The following is a 19,675-nucleotide window of genomic DNA, read 5'->3' on the forward strand; positions in this document are numbered from 1 at the left end:
TGCGAATACGAAATAATGATAAACGAAAAATATCCAGAATTAATGAATCGCTTTTTGCGTTACGTAAAAATAGATACACAATCAGATGAAGATTCAAAGACGATTCCTTCTTCGCCAAAAGAGGTGGCCTTCTTAAGAGATTTGTCTATGGAATTGGAAACGCTTGGATTGGAAAATGTCCGGACGATGCCTGATGGCTATGTCTTTGCTGAATTATCAGCGAATATTGATGACGATAACGTCCCAACAATTGGGTTCATTGCGCACGTTGACACCGCTGATTTTAACGCTAAACAGGTTAACCCTCAAATTATCCCCAATTATGATGGCCATTCGGAGATTGTATTAGGCGATAGTGGCTATAAGTTAACTGTGTCGGAATTTCCAAGCTTAAAAAAGTATATGGGGCATACTTTAATCACAACGGATGGTACGACATTGCTTGGTGCGGATGATAAGGCAGGGGTTGCTGAAATTGTATCTGCTATTCAATATTTAGTCACACATCCAGATGTTAAACATGGTGCATTACGTTTTGCATTTGGGCCGGATGAAGAAATTGGTATTGGTGCTGATCATTTTGATACTGATGCTTTTGGTGCGGATTTTGCATATACAGTTGATGGTGGGCCATTGGGTGAGTTAGAGTGGGAAACATTCAACGCAGCGGATGCCCGAGTAACAATTGCTGGTCGTAATGTTCACCCTGGGACGGCTAAGAATAGCATGATTAATGCGATTCAAGTGGCCATGGACTTTCATTCACAGTTACCTGATCATGATCGGCCAGAAAACACTGAGGGAATTGAAGGCTTTTGGCATTTGATGATGATTGAAGGAACACCTGAAAGTGCTACGATGCGCTACATTGTGCGTGATCACAATCGTAAGCAATTTGAAAATCGCAAACAAAAATTAGTTGATATTGCCGAACAATTTAATCAAAGATTTGCGCATGAGCAACGCATTACTGTGACAATCAATGATCAATACTACAACATGGGTGAAATTTTGAAAGACGATATGCGTTCTGTGAATCTAGCTGAAGCAGCGATGCGGTCACTAGATATTAAACCAATTATCGAACCCGTAAGAGGTGGTACAGATGGGTCTAAAATAACGTTCTTAGGATTACCAACACCTAACTTATTTGCTGGTGGAGAGAACATGCATGGCCGTTTTGAATACGTTTCAGCACAAGTGATGACTCAAGCAACGGATACGATTTTAAAGATTATTGCACTATCCCAGCAGTGATTAACAGGATAAATAAAAACTCGAACATTGACGGTAATGTGTCAACATTCGAGTTTTTATTAATTTTCGGTTTTATTCTGTGGTATTGCACGACCAGAAATAGCTGGAATTGCAATCAGTGCAACTTCGCCAACAATAATGGCAATGATAGCAACCCAAACAAATGAGTAGCTAGCACCAGTTAATTGAGAAACGATATAGCCAAGAATTTCACCAAAAACTGCAGACCAGAAGGCCACTGTTAAATATTTCATATCTTCACCTCATTAACAATTAGTATAATACGCTTTTCACAAAATTTAGCAAGTCTAAGACCATAAATTCAGTATAATAATACTTATGAAGGTTTAAGACGTGTTAGGAGGCCAATGATGTATGCACCATTACAGATTTTTAGTAGTTATAGCCTATTAAAAAATCCCAATACAGTGAATGAAATTATAAGTAAAGCTAAAGATAGAGGATACCAGGCATTAGCCTTAACTGACGTTAACAATCTTTATGGCGCAGTTGAATTTTATCATGCAGCACAGCAACATCATATTAAGCCGATTTTGGGCGTCACATTACATGTTGCGGGTCTCGTTAACACTGCAACTGCATTTCCTGTTATTTGTATTGCTACTAATGACATTGGCTATCGTAATTTAATGCGAATATCCTCTATGAAAATGACACAAGATGATCAGCAACTATTGTCATTTAATCAATTTAAACACGATTTAGCAGGTATTGCTATTATCTTGCCACATGATAGTGAAATCGGACAGCTCATTGGCACTCAAACATCGGTTTTAAATGAGACATGGCAGCAATTAACTACTTTGCTGAATCATGATGATTTATATGTTGGCATTCATCCTTTTTTGGCACCTCAGATTCTTCAAAATTTAACTGATTTTGCACAAAATAATCAAGCACAACTGATTGCTTTGGACGACGTTGATTATTTAGACCCGACAGATGCCTTTACCACACAAGTGTTACGCGCAATTGATACGAATACTAAGTTAGAAGGAATCGAGCTATTGCGACAACAAGAAGGGGCGCATGTACTGAGGCCGTTTCACGATATCGACCAGGCCTATCAGGCAACATCGACATTACGGCGTGCGTTTGAAAATAATGAGCAATTAGTGGATAAAATAAATGTTAGTATCGCATTTAAGCAAGTTAACTTACCACAATTCGTCACCCCTCATGAACAAACGAGTATGCAATATCTTGAGCAATTAGCAACTGAAGGGCTTAAGCAACGCTTAATTAAAAATAAATCATCTCATGATACTTATGTTGAGCGATTAAATCATGAGTTAGCAGTGATTAATGCATTAGGTTTTAGTGATTATTTCTTAATTGTATGGGATATTCTTAATTTTGCACACACACATCATATCCAAACGGGACCTGGTCGTGGCTCGGCAGCAGGTTCTTTGGTAGCGTATGCTCTACATATAACTGATGTTGATCCAATTCAATTTGGTTTACTATTTGAGCGTTTCTTGAATGCTGACCGTGTTCAAATGCCAGATATTGATATTGATCTACCAGATAACAAGCGTGAACAAGTGCTCGATTATCTCCATCAAAAATATGGTCATCGTAATTTTGCACAAATTATCACATTTGGTACTTTAGCTGCTCGACAGGCTTTAAGGGATACTGCACGTGTCTTTGATTTGTCGCAACGAGATATTAGTCGTTTGAGTCACACTTTGCCAAAAAAATTACATTTTACACTGCAAGAAGCAATCAATGAAACACCACAATTATCAAAGTTACTGGGTGAATTACCGCATGGCCAGTTAATCTTTGATACGGCTCAAAAAATTGAAGGTTTGCCGCGTAATGTATCAACGCACGCTGCTGGTATTGTGTTAAGCGAATCTCCTTTAATTCAGACACTGCCTGTTCAAAAGGGCAGTGAAGATAAATTATTAACACAGTTTGAGAAGGATACGGTTGAAAATCTAGGATTATTGAAAATTGACTTGTTAGGGTTACGTAATTTAACATTGCTCAGTCAAGCGCTTTATTATGCCAAACCTTATTTACCAGATCATTTTGATATTAGTACAATTCCATTAGATGACCCTCAGACCTTAGCATTATTTGCTAAGGGAGATACAGATGGTGTTTTCCAGTTTGAATCAGCAGGAATTAAAAACGTTTTGAGACGTCTACAGCCAACAACATTTGAATTGGTCGCAGCTGTTAATGCATTGTATCGACCAGGCCCAATGCAAAATATTAATCATTTTGTTGCCAGACGGCATGGTAAAGAACCAGCGTCCTTACCGGATGCTAGTTTGAAAACAATTTTAGCTCCAACATTTGGTATTATTGTGTATCAAGAACAGGTCATGCGTGTGGCAGAAACTTATGCTGGTTTCACATTGGGTGAAGCTGATATTTTACGTAGTGCCATGTCTAAGAAAAATGTTCAAAAAATGTCTGAAATGCATGATAAATTCATTCAGGGCGCCATTGCAAAGGGTCACGAACATCAGCAAGCTGACAAGATTTTTAACTATATCGATGAATTTGCTAATTATGGCTTTAATCGTTCGCATGCGGTGGCTTATAGTAAAATGGCTTATCAGCTCGCTTATTTAAAAGTTAACTATCCAATTGCCTTCTTTGTGGCCTTGTTAAATGCTAATCTTGGTAATCAAGATAAAGTGCGCTTATATGTTACAGCAGCCAAATTACGGCACATTGAAGTGAAGGCCCCAGATGTTAATCAATCTGAACGTTTTTGGACGATTAACCAAGAATCGTTACAAATGGGATTGAATAATATTCGTGGTGTGCGCACTGATTTTGTAACAGCTGTACTAGCTGAACGACAGGAAAATGGCGCCTTTCATTCGATACAGAGTTTTATTCGTCGCATACCCGAAAAATTACGTAAGCAAGAGGTGCTAGAGCAACTCGCTTATGCTGGTGCTTTAGATCATTTTGGGTATAACCGCGCTGAGATATTGCGTGCTTTGCCAGACCTAATTGATGCAGCGAATTTTGGCGATTTGATTCTAAACGAAACGAAAATAGCTCAGGTTGAGGAATTGGCATTAACAGAGCGATTAAATAAAGAAAAAGAAGTCATTGGTGTCAACTTATCAGGGCATCCGCTGGATGACTATGGCACTTTTATTTCAGAACATCAACTGACACAAATTGCTGATATTAAAGAAGCCGACCAGAAAATTGGTGTTTTGGGCTTAATCGATGGTGTGCGTACGATTCGGACTAAAAAAGGCGATTTAATGGCTTTTGTTAACATATCCGATACAAGCGGTAGTTTGAGTGTAACGGTTTTTCCTAATCTCTATCAAAAGGTACAAGATATCTTAAAAGTTGGCCAAATTATTTTAATATCTGGTAAAACCGAGACAACACGACAAGTTAGCTTGATTGCGCAACAGTTAAATTTGGCACCGAAGCCAACTGTATCAAAAACGTCTTCACGCACTTGGTTTTTGCAGTTTGATGCGCAACACGATAATGATGACAATAAAAGGCGCGTGAGTGATGTACTAAAAAAGCATCACGGGCCGATACCCGTCGTTGTGCATTGGCAAAATACTGGAAAAAGTTCACAATTAGAACAAAAATATTGGTTGAGTGATGAAACCGGTATCATCCGTGATTTAGCGCCTTTGTTGGGCGCAGATAATATTATTTTCAGACGATAGAAAAATTTTTTCATTGTTTTCATCTTGTACATTTACGAAACAATGTATAAAATAGACTTTGGTTAATGTTGCACAAGCAACTATAAAGATTATAAGGAGTTTATCTAACCATGAAGAAGACGAAAATTGTCTCAACACTTGGACCGGCGTCATCAGATGTCGAAACTATCGTAAAGTTAATTGAAGCTGGTGCAAACGTATTCCGCTTTAACTTTTCACACGGAGACCATGAAGAGCATTTGGCGCGTATGAGTGCCGTTCATGAAGCTGAAAAGATAACTGGTAAGATTGTTGGTATCTTGTTGGATACAAAGGGTGCTGAAATCCGTACAACAAAGCAAGCTGACGGTAAGATTGAGTTCCATACTGGTGATGTTGTTCGTATTGCTATGGACGAGAATCTTGAAGGAACTAAGGAAAAGATTGCCGTAACTTATGCTGGCTTGTTTGACGATGTCAAAGAAGGCGGACAAGTATTGTTTGATGATGGTTTGTTAGGTACAACTGTTATTGAAAAGGACAGCGCTAATCGTGAATTAGTTGTTCGTGTTGAGAACGATGGTATCTTGGGTTCACGTAAGGGTGTTAATGCGCCTGGTGTTTCAATTAACTTACCAGGTATTACTGAGAAAGATGCTGATGATATTCGCTTCGGATTGGATCACGAAATCAACTACATCGCTGCATCATTCGTTCGTAAGCCAGAAGACGTTCTTGAAATTCGTTCATTATTGAAAGAAAAGAACATGGAACATGTTCAAATCATTCCTAAGATTGAATCTCAAGAAGGTATTGATAACCTTGATGCTATCTTGGAAGTTTCAGACGCTTTGATGGTACCACGTGGTGACATGGGTGTTGAAATTCCAGCCGAAAACGTTCCTTTGGTTCAAAAGGAAATGATTCGTAAGATGAACAAGTCAGGTTTGCCAGTTATCACGGCTACTCAAATGTTGGATTCAATGGAAGAAAACCCACGTCCAACACGTGCCGAAGCTTCTGACGTTGCCAATGCTGTATTCGATGGTACAGATGCAACAATGCTTTCTGGAGAATCAGCTAACGGTGAATATCCAGTCGAAGCAGTTGCAACAATGGCAGCTATCAATGAAAAGGCTGAAACTGTATTGAAGCAATACGGTCGCCATGAAACAACTTTCTTTGATGAAACAGATACAACTGAAGCAGTTGCTAACTCAGTAGCTGAAATTGCACGCAACATTAATGCTAAGGCAGTTGTTGTGTCAACAAACTCAGGCTACACAGCCCGCATGATTTCAAAGCATCGCCCAGATGTTGATATCTTAGCTATCACATATTCAGAACGTGTACAACGTGGTTTGACATTGAACTACGGTGTTGCTCCTGTTGTATATGAAGCCCCACAAACTGTTGATGAAATGGTTGAATTGGCTAAGAAGGCAGTCAAGGAACAAGGACTTGCTACTGATGGTGATACAATTGTTATCGCTGCTGGTGTACCAATGTCACAATCTGGTACAACTAACATGCTTTCAGTACAAACAGTTTAATGACAAATAAAAAAGCGGTTATTTAACCGCTTTTTTTGTTTGCGTATTTTGATTTGTGATAGGGGTTTTATTATCAGCAAATGCTTGTGCTGCAGTAATAACAACATAGATGACTAATACTAGAATCACAGTAAGTATGAAGGCACGCAAGGGATGAAAGATAAAATGTTTGATTTTATTTGAATTTGAGGTGTGGTGATGATGTTCATCAGGATCGAATTTACCTTCAACAATGGAAGCATTAGCTGCGTAGGCAAAACTATCAGTATCCACGGCTTTAGCTGATGATTCGTAGGGAACAACTGTAATGGAACGAATAGTCGGTTGATGAACCTTATGGGCATCGCGATTGTTGAGAATGTTAGAACGAAAACCATCAATAGCAATTAATAATCGACTTGATAAGGATGCGGTTATACTTTTTAATTGCCTATAAGATGTTGATATTGGTATTTTCATATAATTTCCTCCGTAACTCTCTTAATTATAAGAAATTTAAATCTTTTTTTATATGGTATTTAAGGATTGCAATTATTTTATAAACAAATTTAGCGCTTCTTAATCTTTTGTTGTTGTGATTGTTTTATAATGAAATCATGGACAAAAGTGAATTACAATTATATCGAGATTATCTTGAATTTGAACGGCTATATTCTGCGCAAACAATTAAGGCTTATATGATTGACATTCATGAATTTGTAGATTTTTTGAAGCAAAATGGTGGTTTTACATCTTATGCGAAAGTGCAAACATTGGATATTCGTGTGTATCTTAATGATTTGTATGAGCGCTCATTAGCTAGAACAACAATCGCTAGAAAAATTAGTAGCCTACGTATGTTTTATCAGTTTTTAGTGGCAAACCACGTTCTAGAAGATAATCCTTTCGAAAATGTTGCGCTACGTAAACATCAAAATCATTTACCAGAATTTTTTTATGAAGAAGAAATGAAGGTACTTTTTGATACTGCCTATAATCAACATACAAAATTGTGGCAGAGAAATGCCGCGTTATTGGAATTATTGTACGCAACAGGAGCAAGAGTCGCTGAAATTGTTAATTTACGATTACCACAACTTGATTTTTCAAAGAAGTTAGTTTTACTTCGCGGAAAAGGTGATAAAGAACGGTATGTTCCATTTGGTAAGTTTGCAGATCATATACTACAACGTTACACGCAGGAGTTGAGACAAGAATTACTAACACAGTATCAGCAAGATCATGATTTCGTTTTTGTTAATAATCGTGGTGCACCATTAACGACTGCAGGCGTGTCGTATATTTTGTCACAATTAATGAAACAGTCCTCATTAAATGGTAAAATACATCCGCATATGTTGCGTCATACGTTTGCTACACACTTGTTAAATCATGGCGCTGATATGAGAACTGTTCAAGAATTGTTAGGGCATGTTAATTTATCCACGACGCAAGTTTATACGCATGTTACACGTGAGAGCCTGCAGAAAAATTATCAAAATTTCTTTCCAAGAGCTAAGTTAAACGATACACAATCATCCTAAAAATTGGTAGAATATAAATATTATGATAAAACTTGAAAATGAAGAGATTAAAGTAGAGATTAATGAGTTAGGTGCTGAGCTATCTAGTGTATGGCATAAGCAAGCAAAATTAGAGTACATATGGACTGCTGATCCAAAATATTGGGGAAGACATGCCTCAAATCTATTTCCAATTGTTGGACGATTACGTGGCGATCAATTCCAAGTTGCTGGTGAAACTTATTACATGAACCAGCATGGTTTTGCCCGTAATTCTACGTTTACGGTGGTGGAAAGTAGTGCGACCAAGGTTATCTTTCGTTTAGGAGATACACCAGAAACACATCGTGTCTATCCTTTTAAATTTCAATTTGATATTAGTTATGAGCTCACTGATGACAATGTTTTGCATATTGCGTATATTGTGCATAATACGGATACGGCAGAATCTTTGTTCTTTAGTGTTGGCGGACATCCTGCCTTTAACTTACCATTAGATGGCGGTAAGTTCTCAGACTACTATGTTTCTGTTGAACCGGAAAAAATTTACGATCGCATTCGCTTAGTTGGTCCTTATTCTAATCCATCACAGCCAACACCATTTGATGCCAAGATTCCATTACGATTACGACAAGAAGACTATCATGATGATGCGATTATTTTGCGATTAGAACGTCAAAAAACATCGTTATTATTGGCACGCTTGGCCAATCAGCACGGTATGCGTATGACATTAGACAATGCGCAGTATGTCGGTATATGGACACCAGCAGGTAAAGAAGCGCCATTTATTGCGATTGAGCCATGGTGGGGCTTAGCAGATACAGTTGATGCTACCGGTAACTTCAAAGAAAAGTATGGTATTAATGTACTTGCAGCAGGCGATACTTTTAATGGCACGTATAGTCTGTCATTTTTCTAATTTTATAACACATTCTTAAAAATATTTAATAATTTAGTTGACAAAATAATTTGTTCTGTTAGGATTATAGTATAAATTAAAAGTGAGAACGACATGAATAAGAAATCCTTGAAATTAAATAGCTATTATTACTTCTGGTTTACCTAGGCCGTCGCATCAAGTGCGTCGGCTACCGACGCACTTGGTGACCTGAAGTTTTTTCAAGATTTCAAGCACTAAGTGTAACAACACTTAGTGTTTTTTATTGAAAGAGGATCCTTTCTATAAGACCACATATAGTGTTGTGCTAACACTGTATGTGGTTTTTATATTCTTAATTTAAAATGAGAGGATTAATATGGAAAATAAGATTAATGTAACAAAATTGGATGAAAAAATCATTAATAGTGTTCGGCTGCTTGCCAATAAGATGATTACCAAGGCAGGTTCTGGACATCCTGGTATCGCGCTCGGCGCTGCACCTGCATTGTTTGAGTTATATGCGAATCAGATGATGCTCGACCCCAAGAATCCTAATTTTGAAAATCGTGATCGGTTTGTATTATCTGCTGGTCATGGCTCTGCCTTACTGTACAGTATGTTACATACGGCAGGGTTTGCGATTACTGGAGAGGATCTGGCTGCTTTTAGACAGTTCGGTAGCATAACACCGGGTCACCCTGAAGTTAACGTTACACCTGGCATTGAAGCGACAACAGGTCCTTTAGGACAGGGATTGGGTATGGCCGTTGGTATGGCAATGGCTGAAGCAAAGTTACATCATCAATTTCCTAATGTGATTGATCATTACACATATGTTTTGGTTGGTGATGGTGACCTCATGGAAGGCATTAGTCATGAAGTAGCTAGCTTAGCTGGTCAACAGCAACTCAAAAAATTAATTGTGCTGCATGATGATAATGATATTACTTTAGATGGTGAGAAATCGCGCAGTGATATTACGGATATGCCGAAGAGATTTGAAAGCTATGGCTGGGACGTTAGAAAAGTAGCAGATGGTAATGATTTGATTGCCATTCATGATGCGATTGAAAATGCTAAATTGTCACCCGAACCATCATTCATTTCAATTAAAACGATTATTGGTGAATCTGGTCCTTTTGCTGGAACAAGTAAAGCGCATGGCACGCCGTTAACGGAAAAGCAACTTAACACATTAGCAGATAATCTTGATGTAACATTATCAGGGTTTGAGATTGATACAGATTTACGGCAAAATATTCAAGAACGAATTGCACAACGCTTAGCGTTACAAAAGCAGCCAACTAAAGACGAAAAATTGGCTTACCAAGCATTTGTACAGCATCATGATATTTCGGATGTTCATCTAGATGCGCTACAGACATTACAAGCTGGGCGTAAAATTGGACACGCTGTTTTGCAAAAGATGAGTCAAGCTGTGCCAAATATTTGGGGCGGCTCGGCTGACTTGATAGCATCGACTAACGCAAATATTGAAGAAAGTGGTGTCTTTTCTTCAGATGATTTAGCTGGGCGTAATATTGCGTTTGGTGTGAGAGAATTTGCGATGTCTACTGTTATGAATGGTATTGCATTGCATGGTGGAACTAAAGTATTTGGTGCAACATTCTTGGCTTTCTCAGATTATATGAAAGCTGGTATTCGTTTAAGTGCACTACAAAAGCAACCTGTTATTTATATCTTTACACATGATAGTATTACCGTTGGCGAAGATGGTCCTACTCATCAGCCAATTGAACAATTAATGGGACTAAGAATGATACCTGGTGTTGATGTCTTACGGCCAGGTAGTGCACAAGAGATTGCGGCGGCTTGGCGTCAAGCCCTCCGCTCAACACAGCGACCAACGATTTTAATATTGAGCCGTGGCACAATTGGCAATGAGACGACTGCAGAACAAGCGGAAAATATTATACAGCATGGTGCAGGTATTGTTGAAACTGATGATCAGCCCGTTGTTAACTTGATTGCAACCGGAACGGAAGTTCAGCTGGCGATGCAGGTTAAACAACAATTAGCTGATCATCATATTGCAAGTCGAGTGGTTTCAATGCCCAATTTGAATCGTTATCTGGAACTCGATGAAAAAGATCAAGCTGCGATCATTGATGAACAAGCGAAAAAAGATGTAGTCATCGAGGCAGGTAATACATTGGGATGGCAATCAGTTGTAGGAAAAGATGGCTTGATATTTGGTATTGATCAATTCGGTGCTAGCGCACAGCCGAATGCGATGATGGTCGACTTTGGACTGACCGCAACACATATTTCACAAAGAATTATGGAGTCGTTACAATGACACCAACAGTTTATGGCTTGATTGCCCACCCAGCGGGGCACTCACTGTCACCAAAAATGCAAAACGCGATGATGAAACAATATCAGATAGATGCGCATTATCACGCGTTTGATATCGCAGAATCAGATTTTGAAACAGCCATCGCTGGTTTACGAGTACTGAATGTTGGTGGTTTTAATGTTTCAACACCCTATAAGCAAAAAATTATCACACAATTAGATGAAATTTCACCTTTAGCACAACGGTTGCAGGCAGTGAATACTGTGAAACAAGTTGGCAATCGTTGGATTGGTATTAATACAGATGGTGATGGCTTTTGGAAGAGTATTTCGGAGCATCAACGTAAACAGAATGTGATAATATTAGGGACAGGTGGCGCTGCGCGAGCAGTGATCGCACAGGCTAAAACTTATGGTGTTCAACATTTGATGGTTTTTAATCGTTATCACAATGATTGGGTGAAACGTCAAGATGCCATTGAAACATTGAGTGATGGTATTGCTTCATTAGAAAATCTGGACAATATTGAACAATTGAACCAGAAGCTTAAGCAAGCAGATATTTTAATTAATGCGACAACAGTAGGAATGGATGATGATCAATCCTTGCTCAGTAAACAGCAAGTTCAACAATTACCACAACATTGTATGGTGATTGATATGATTTATCGTAATCACTACACAACATTATTGAAGGATGCCAATCAGCGTGGGTTGAATATCCAAAATGGCTTGCCCATGTTAGTGCAACAGGGTGCCCTAAGCTTTGAATATTGGTTTGACAAACAAGCTAATATTGATATGATGACAGCAGTTATAGAGGAGAATAAAAAATGATTATTGTAATGAAAAATGAGAATGCAGCGCAGAATTTGGCTAAGGCTTTGGATACACATAATCCGATTAAGCCGGTGTTTGTCCATCAAAATCGTATTGGCTTGGCTGGTGTCAAGCAAATTGATGATGCCCAATTAGCAGATTTTAAAGATGATGTTGTAGAAGTTATCACAAATCATCATGGTGCGATTAAGTCATCACGTGATTTCCACCCTGAAGACACGATTATTAAGACTAAGCATTCAATAATCGGCGGTGATCATTTTGTCTTTATGGCAGGTCCGGATTCTATTGAAAGTGCTGAACATGTGTTGGAAATGGGAAAAGATGTTCAACTCGCTGGTGCAACAATTCTACGTGGCGGTGCCTTTAAACCCAGAACATCGCCATATTCGTTCCAAGGTAATGGTGAAGATGGTTTGAAAGCCCATCGTCAAGCAGCTGATACATTGCAAATGGATATGGTCACTGAAATCTTGGATACACGCGATGTTGATTTAGTTGATCAGTACACAGATATTTTCCAAGTGGGTACACGAAACATGCAAAACTTTGCTTTATTGAAAGCATTGGGTCAGAAAAATAAGCCAGTTGTTTTGAAACGTGGTATGTCAGCCACAATTGATGATTTATTGAATGCTGCTGAATATATCGCTGCTGGTGGTAATGATCAAATCATTTTAATGGAACGTGGTATTCGTACTTTTGATAACAAGTACACGCGTAATACAATGGATGTTAGTGCAATACCAGTGTTGAAGAGCTTAACACATTACCCAGTTATTGCTGATTCATCACATGCTGCTGGTGTTTCTAAGTTTGTTGAGCCAATTGGACTAGCTGCTGTTGCTGCTGGCGCCCAAGGTTTGATGACCGAAATTCATGATCATCCTAAGGAAGCATTTGTTGATGGTGCTCAAGCTTTGACACCTGAGCAATTCAAGCAATTAGCAGATAAAGTCCGTCGTGTAAGAACGGCAATTCAATAATTTGAACTGAAATATTATCGTATGGATTTTGACGGATGGAAAGGGATTAATGATGACAGTAGTACATGTTGATTTAGCGACAAAGCAGTATGACGTAAAAATAGATAATACATTACATCTTAAGATTGGTGAGATGATTCAAGAAGTATGGACATCCAGAAAAGTGGCAGTTCTGACAGATGAAAATGTTGGACCACTATATCTTGCAGATGTCGTCAAACAATTATCTGCTGCTGGATTTGATGTGCTACCTGTACAAGTTCCCGCAGGCGAAGGGTCAAAATCTTTAGCAACAGTTGGTGATGTTGTATCACAGTTAGCGATGTATGGGTTTACACGAGGAGATGGGTTAGTTGCACTAGGTGGTGGTGTCATTGGTGATTTGGGTGGATTTATTGCCTCCACCTATATGCGAGGCATTGCATTTATTCAAATTGCTACATCTTTAACAGCACAAGTCGATTCTTCAGTTGGTGGTAAAACAGCGGTTAATCTAGAAATGACTAAAAACATCATTGGCACTTTCTACCAACCTGACTTGGTGTTAGTAGATAGTACCTATTTAAAGACATTAACTGATCGTGATCTTGTGGAAGGTTATGGCGAAGTTGTGAAAACATCAGCCCTTGATTCTGAAGCATTCTTCCAATTAACTGGCAGTATTACATCAATTGAAGATTTACGCCAACATGCTCCGGAATTATCTGAAAAAGCCATCGCTTATAAAGCTAAAGTGGTGATGGCTGACGAAAAAGAGAGTGGGCAACGTCAATTTTTGAACTTTGGTCATACATTAGGCCATGCGATTGAACTATTAGCTCACGGTCAATTACGTCATGGAGAAGCTGTTGCGATTGGCATGATTGCTATCACATCACGCTTTGAAAGAGATGGTGTTTCTCCAAAGGGGATGACAGATCAAATAAAGCAACGACTAGATGCCGTTGGCTTGCCAACCTCGTCTGAAATTATTGGAACATCAGCATTTTTTGATCAACTGAAACACGATAAAAAGAATCACAATGGTATGCTCAATTTGGTTGGTTTGACAAGCATCGGTCAACCTAAAATTATTAAAAAATCATTATCCGAAATGCCGGATTTTATCTAAATTGAAAAGAGGATTATTTATGCGTTACGTTACTGCAGGTGAAAGTCACGGTCCTGAAGAGATTGCTGTTATTGAAGGTATCCCAGCGGGATTACATATAACACAAGAAGATGTTAATCAACAGTTAGCCCGTCGTCAAAAAGGGTATGGTCGTGGAGATCGTCAAAAAATTGAAACAGATCAGGTGACATTCTTAACTGGTGTGCGTCATCAAGTCACTTTGGGATCACCCATCACGCTTAATGTACACAACGATGATCACAATAATTGGTCAAAAATTATGGCACCGAATACGCCTGCTAATGATGAAAATACATTGCGTAAAGTATTACGGCCACGCCCGGGGCATGCGGATTTAGTTGGTGGTATTAAGTATCGACACCATGATTTGCGTAATGTGTTGGAGCGTTCTTCAGCACGTGAAACGACAATGCGGGTTGCTGTGGGTGCTGTTGCTAAAAAATTACTGAGTGAAATTGGTGTTGATGTGCATGGATTTGTGGTTAATGTTGGCCCAGCCAAGACCGACTTAGCGCAATTGGAACAGTATAAAACTTTAGCGAAATTACGTGAGGTAACAGAAAGTTTTGATACGCGCACTTTAGACCAAGCAACGGATGATGAAATTAAGACCGTTATTGACCAAACTAAAAAAAATGCCAACACCGTTGGTGGTACTGTTCAAGTAATGGCTACGGGAATGCCAGTTGGCCTTGGTTCTTATGTTTCAGCTGATACAAAATTAGATGCGAAAATAGCCAGCGCCATTGTGGGTATTAATGCCTTTAAAGGTGTTGAATTTGGTGGCGGATTTGGTAATGCTGAAAAATACGGTGATCAAGTCATGGATGAAATTTTCTGGTCGGAAGAAAAAGGATTCTACCGTGGTAGCGATAATTTAGGTGGTTTTGAAGGTGGTATGACCACTGGTGGTGCCATCATTGTACGTGGTGTTGTTAAGCCAATTCCAACTTTGTATCGACCAATGCAAAGTGTTGATATTGATACACATCAAGATCACAAGGCAAGTATTGAACGTTCTGATACGACTGCTGTTACAGCAGCAGCTGTGATTGCTGAAGCAATGGTAGCGATTGAACTTGCTAAAGCAGTACTTGATAAGTTTGACGCTGACAATATCGAGCGTATGAAAGAACAAGTCGCAGTGTATCGTCAAGAGACACAACAATTTTAAAATGCGACGTAAAGGTGGGGTAAGGATTTACCTCGTACATAAGGATTAACAACTATGATTAAATTACAAAAAGCAACACAAAAAGGGTTACACGGCGAACTACTCGTACCTGGTGATAAAAGTATTTCTCACAGAGCACTGATGTTTGGCGCTATTGCTGAGGGCAAAACAGAAATTAAGAACTTTCTCACCTCTGCAGATGTATTACATACAATGGGTGTGTTTAAAAGTTTGGGTGTCGATATTGATTATAATGATGAACGTGTCTTGGTTAATGGGCGGGGCTTAGGTCATTTTAATCAACCCAATCAGGCACTTGATATGGGGAACTCAGGCACTTCTACACGACTATTAATGGGCTTGCTAAGTCGTCAGCCATTTGATTTAGCTATATTTGGAGATGCATCGTTATCAAAGCGACCATTAAATCGTGTAAGTGAACCATTAAAACAAATGGGCGCTAAATTTGAATTGTCGCAAGACAACTATTTACCGGGTGTTATTCAAGCGAATAACACGTTGCATGGCATCACATATCAAATGCCAGTGGCCTCTGCTCAAGTTAAAAGTGCGATATTATTAGCTGGTATGCAAGCCGAAGGTGAAACCACAGTTATTGAAACAATTAAGAGCCGCGATCATACTGAGCGGATGTTGCAACAATTTGGTGGACATATTCAAATTGATGGCAATCAGATTACGGTGACTCAGCAAGAACGGTTGTTAGGACAGCAAGTTTTGGTGCCAAGTGATATTTCTAGTGCTGCATTTTTTATTGTTGCTGCGCTTATCACACCACATTCAGAAATTACTTTAAAAAATGTTGGTGTTAATCCAACTAGAATTGGCGTGTTAACATTGCTGGAACGTATGGGTGCAATAATTGAGATACATCAGCATGATACGATAGGTGAACCAATTGCTGACATAACTGTTCGATCACAAGACTTGCAGGGTATTAATATTACTGCTGCTGATATTCCAAGTGCAGTTGATGAGTTGCCCATTTTGGCATTAGCCGCGACTCAAGCATCAGGGGATACCGTGATTAGCGGAGCCGAAGAGCTACGTGTAAAAGAAACAGATCGTATTGCAACAGTTGTTACGGAACTAAAAAAATTAGGTGCCAATATCGAAGAAACATCTGATGGCATGATTATTCATGGTGGCACACCATTGCAAACGAAAGTATCAGCAACGGTTAATAGTCATGGTGATCATCGTATTGGGATGATGTTAGCAGTAGCAGGATTAATTACAGCTGGAGATGTTACATTGCAAGATGAACTAGCAATGGCAGTATCGTATCCTGAATTTCTATCGGATCTTAAGCAGGTAATCTCATGAAGACAATAGTAATCCAAGGATTAGGTGAGATGGGTGGTTCATTAGCTGCGGCTTTATATCATCAGCATCATATTATTGGCGTTGATCAAAATACAGATATTATTAATGAAGCGTGCGCAAAGCAAATCATTCATGAGGGCACGACGAATTTGAGTGCAGTCGCTGGAAAGGCTGATGTTATTATTTTAGCAACGCCAGTTTCTGTTATTCTTAGTACCATTAAAACATTAGGTCAACTGGTGTTAAAGGATGATGTCATCATTACTGATGCTGGTTCTACTAAACAATCAATTTTTGAACAAGCTAAGATTACTTTTGATCAACAGTATATTACATTTATTGGTGGCCACGCAATGGCTGGAACGCAAAATAGTGGCCTTGATGCTGTGAATCCAACTTTATATCAAGGGGTGCCCTATTTTTTGATACCTATTGATAAACAATCTAAACAAAACGTTCCAGAATTAAAGCAAATTTTACAATCAATTGGGGCTAATTTCACTGAAATAGATACACAGCAACATGATGATTTGATGGCAATGATTAGCGATGTCCCACATATCGCAGCTTTTGCGTTAGTTAACGCAGCGGTAAAACAACTTGGCGATGCGCAAGTCTTTGGTCAATATGTTGCGGGTGGGTTTAAAGATACAACGCGAATAGCAGGCAGTAATGCTAAAGTATGGACCGATATCTTATTATCTAATCAAGATAGTATCGTTGATAGTTTGCACGTTTATACAGAAGCCTTAAAAGAAATTGAAATTGCTTTAACAAACGGTAATCGACTAGAATTAGAAGCACTGCTATCACGTGCACAAGATTCGCGACAACATTTAGGAGAAAAGGCATGACGACACCAACAATTATATTAATTGGATTTATGGGTGCTGGTAAAACGTTAGTTGGACAAACATTGGCACAAAAACGTGACGTTGGTTTTTTTGATGTTGACCACGAAATAGAAAAAGCAGCGAATAAGACTATTCCAAATATTTTTTCAGAAGATGGTGAGGCTGCATTCCGCGATATTGAGACACAAGTATTGCAGCAAGCAGTTCGTTTTCCGGGTATTGTTGCAACAGGAGGCGGTAGTGTTGATCGGCCTGAAAATGTTGCCATTTTGAAGCAAAGTGGCGCAACTATTATTTATTTATATGGGCCATTAGAGGATACAATCAAGCGCTTGCTACCTGAAAAGCAACGACCGCTTTTGAACCAAAAATCAACACTTGCTTTTTTTGAATTATGGCAAAAGCGCGACCCGCTATACCGTTCAGTAGCTGATTATGTCGTTGAAATTGTTGATAAACCAGCAGCAACAATCGTCAATGAAATTATCAATACGATTGATGCTGATGTTGCAACAAAGGATTTACTATATTTGCGATCTCAAATTGATACGGTAGATCGTAAACTGATTAATCTCATCGCTAAACGAATGCAATTGGTTGATGAAGTAGCAGATTATAAAAAAAGCTACCATATGCCAGTCGTTCAAAAAGATAGAATGAATCAAATGCGCGCGGCTTTGAAAAATGAATTTTCTGCTCACTCGCATGTTGAGGAGCAGATGATTGATGAACTCTTAAATTTGCTATTAAAAATGTCAATTGAAAGAGAGCGAGAGCAATTAGAATAATGAAATTACATACACTCGGACCTGATAGTACAGACTCAGCTCGTGCTGCAAGAATTTATCAAAATGATCATGATGTTGAAATTATTCTGCATGATAGTTTTGAAGAAATTTTATTACAATTGGATGAATATTCTGGTGAACAAATATTAATGCCAGTTGCCTTTAAAAGTAAAAAATATGATCACTTAAATTGGGCAGATATTAATTATTTAAAATGGCAGCAATTACAAATGATTGATGTTTTTGATTTGCCATTACTACCGTTAATTATTTTAGAAAATACGAAGTATAATTTAAATATTGCACGAACACATGCAGCCACGGAAGGATTGCTTAAGCAATTTTTACAAGACGAACATTTAGATGATGCTTGGGGACCTTCCATTACCTTCTCATCTAGTAAGCCTAAAGTTTATGGTGAATTTCAAAAGCATGGTGAACGTTTTGCCTTGATATCTAAACCGGAACAATTGCCTAAGGCAGAATATGTTATCCGACAAGAATTACAGCCTAAAATGGTATGGGTGGTGTACCAAGTTGCTTAAAGACCAATTAAAGTTAAATTTAACGCATCCGGCGCTTATTGCGGTGCCGTTCACAACGCAAATGGCTTTGACAGAAATTTTAAGCTCAGCAGCTGATATTGTTGAATGGCGTTTGGATTTAGAAATGACCTTGCCAGATAAAATCCAATATCGTGATGTGTTAAAGCAATTAAAATCACATAAAAAGGTATTGCTAACTTATCGTTCCAAACAAGAAGGTGGTGAGGGACAACAAATTTATGAGCAAGTAGTACATGATATCTTAGCTTGTGACGTCTTACCTGATTTAATTGATATTGAAGTTAATCAAGGTGCAGAGGTTGTCCATCAGTTGCTAGCGTTAGCACGTGACCGAAGGGTGATGTCTATTTTATCACTCCATAACTTTACGCAAACGCCAGATGAAAACGAATTGGTGTCTCTAATCAAAAATATGAGTGACTATCATCCCGATGTTGTCAAAGTCGCAATGATGCCTAAGCAATTAGCAGATGTCGAAAGGTTATTGAACGTGACTGCGAAATGTCATAAAGTACTGACGCAACCATTAATTACCATGAGCATGGGTGATTTAGGCAAAAAATCACGGATTATTGGTTACCAATACGGTTCTGAATTAACTTTTGCGACGACGTCTCAGACGACAGGGAGTGCACCAGGACAGCTAATAATTACTGATTTATTAGCGCAATGGTAATTTAGATATAGCTTATTTTAAAATAATATGTTAAACTATTATTGACCAACTGGGTAGTATCTATCTACCTACCCGCCACTCTTTAGAGAGTGGCGTTTTTTTATCATTAAAATCGAGAAAT

General features: G+C 38.6%; 17 protein-coding genes. 15 read left to right on the forward strand and 2 right to left on the reverse strand.

Annotated elements, in window-relative coordinates:
* The first annotated feature begins 15 nt into the window (after positions 1-15).
* Positions 16-1,257, forward strand: a complete 1,242-nt coding sequence (pepT, locus tag C5L23_RS06060) for a peptidase T (RefSeq protein WP_010008441.1) — start codon at positions 16-18, stop codon at positions 1,255-1,257.
* 59 nt (positions 1,258-1,316) lie between these two features.
* On the opposite strand, the gene C5L23_RS06065 is transcribed toward pepT, so the two are convergent.
* A complete protein-coding gene (locus C5L23_RS06065) occupies positions 1,317-1,511 on the reverse strand; it encodes a YjzD family protein (RefSeq protein WP_010008439.1) in 195 nt (64 codons plus the stop codon).
* Between the two features lie 117 nt (positions 1,512-1,628).
* Here C5L23_RS06065 and dnaE point away from each other — a divergent pair, with 117 nt between their 5' ends.
* Both dnaE and pyk read left to right on the forward strand, forming a co-directional pair.
* Positions 1,629-4,955 (forward strand): DNA polymerase III subunit alpha, encoded by a 3,327-nt coding sequence (gene dnaE / locus C5L23_RS06070; protein ID WP_133264508.1) that lies wholly within the window; start codon positions 1,629-1,631, stop codon positions 4,953-4,955.
* Positions 4,956-5,065: 110 nt separating this feature from the next.
* Entirely contained in the window at positions 5,066-6,487 is a 1,422-nt protein-coding gene (gene pyk / locus C5L23_RS06075; RefSeq protein ID WP_010008437.1) for a pyruvate kinase, read from the forward strand.
* An 18-nt stretch (positions 6,488-6,505) separates the two neighbouring features.
* Here pyk and C5L23_RS06080 read toward each other — a convergent pair whose 3' ends face one another.
* Positions 6,506-6,946, reverse strand: coding sequence for a hypothetical protein (locus tag C5L23_RS06080; protein WP_133264442.1), 441 nt, complete (start codon positions 6,944-6,946; stop codon positions 6,506-6,508).
* Between the two features lie 137 nt (positions 6,947-7,083).
* Between C5L23_RS06080 and xerC the strand changes: the two genes are divergently transcribed.
* The 12 genes from xerC to aroD all read left to right on the forward strand — a co-directional run bounded on the left by xerC (position 7,084) and on the right by aroD (position 19,554).
* Positions 7,084-8,010, forward strand: coding sequence for a tyrosine recombinase XerC (xerC, locus tag C5L23_RS06085; protein WP_010008434.1), 927 nt, complete (start codon positions 7,084-7,086; stop codon positions 8,008-8,010).
* 22 nt (positions 8,011-8,032) lie between these two features.
* A complete protein-coding gene (locus C5L23_RS06090; protein ID WP_133264443.1) occupies positions 8,033-8,911 on the forward strand; it encodes an aldose 1-epimerase family protein in 879 nt (292 codons plus the stop codon).
* A 337-nt stretch (positions 8,912-9,248) separates the two neighbouring features.
* Entirely contained in the window at positions 9,249-11,192 is a 1,944-nt protein-coding gene (gene tkt / locus C5L23_RS06095; RefSeq protein WP_010008433.1) for a transketolase, read from the forward strand.
* On the forward strand, positions 11,189-12,028 hold the full coding sequence (gene aroE, locus C5L23_RS06100) for a shikimate dehydrogenase (RefSeq protein WP_010008431.1): 840 nt from the start codon (positions 11,189-11,191) through the stop codon (positions 12,026-12,028). Before tkt ends, aroE begins: the two co-directional genes overlap by 4 nt.
* Entirely contained in the window at positions 12,025-13,017 is a 993-nt protein-coding gene (aroF, locus tag C5L23_RS06105; RefSeq protein ID WP_010008430.1) for a 3-deoxy-7-phosphoheptulonate synthase, read from the forward strand. The genes aroE and aroF overlap by 4 nt, the downstream gene beginning before the upstream one ends.
* A 52-nt stretch (positions 13,018-13,069) precedes the next feature.
* On the forward strand, positions 13,070-14,128 hold the full coding sequence (aroB, locus tag C5L23_RS06110) for a 3-dehydroquinate synthase (protein ID WP_029508702.1): 1,059 nt from the start codon (positions 13,070-13,072) through the stop codon (positions 14,126-14,128).
* Positions 14,129-14,147: 19 nt separating this feature from the next.
* A complete protein-coding gene (gene aroC / locus C5L23_RS06115; RefSeq protein WP_133264444.1) occupies positions 14,148-15,323 on the forward strand; it encodes a chorismate synthase in 1,176 nt (391 codons plus the stop codon).
* A 54-nt stretch (positions 15,324-15,377) separates the two neighbouring features.
* A complete protein-coding gene (aroA, locus tag C5L23_RS06120) occupies positions 15,378-16,670 on the forward strand; it encodes a 3-phosphoshikimate 1-carboxyvinyltransferase (protein ID WP_133264445.1) in 1,293 nt (430 codons plus the stop codon).
* Positions 16,667-17,524, forward strand: coding sequence for a prephenate dehydrogenase (locus tag C5L23_RS06125; protein WP_010008427.1), 858 nt, complete (start codon positions 16,667-16,669; stop codon positions 17,522-17,524). The genes aroA and C5L23_RS06125 overlap by 4 nt, the downstream gene beginning before the upstream one ends.
* On the forward strand, positions 17,521-18,312 hold the full coding sequence (locus tag C5L23_RS06130) for a shikimate kinase (protein ID WP_133264446.1): 792 nt from the start codon (positions 17,521-17,523) through the stop codon (positions 18,310-18,312). Before C5L23_RS06125 ends, C5L23_RS06130 begins: the two co-directional genes overlap by 4 nt.
* Entirely contained in the window at positions 18,312-18,857 is a 546-nt protein-coding gene (locus C5L23_RS06135; protein WP_010008422.1) for a hypothetical protein, read from the forward strand. Before C5L23_RS06130 ends, C5L23_RS06135 begins: the two co-directional genes overlap by 1 nt.
* Complete coding sequence (gene aroD, locus C5L23_RS06140; RefSeq protein WP_010008420.1) at positions 18,850-19,554, forward strand: type I 3-dehydroquinate dehydratase; 705 nt, start codon at positions 18,850-18,852, stop codon at positions 19,552-19,554. The genes C5L23_RS06135 and aroD overlap by 8 nt, the downstream gene beginning before the upstream one ends.
* The last annotated feature ends 121 nt before the right edge of the window (positions 19,555-19,675 follow it).

It is taken from the genome of Leuconostoc fallax, from assembly GCF_004354645.1.
Taxonomy (GTDB): domain Bacteria; phylum Bacillota; class Bacilli; order Lactobacillales; family Lactobacillaceae; genus Leuconostoc_B; species Leuconostoc_B fallax.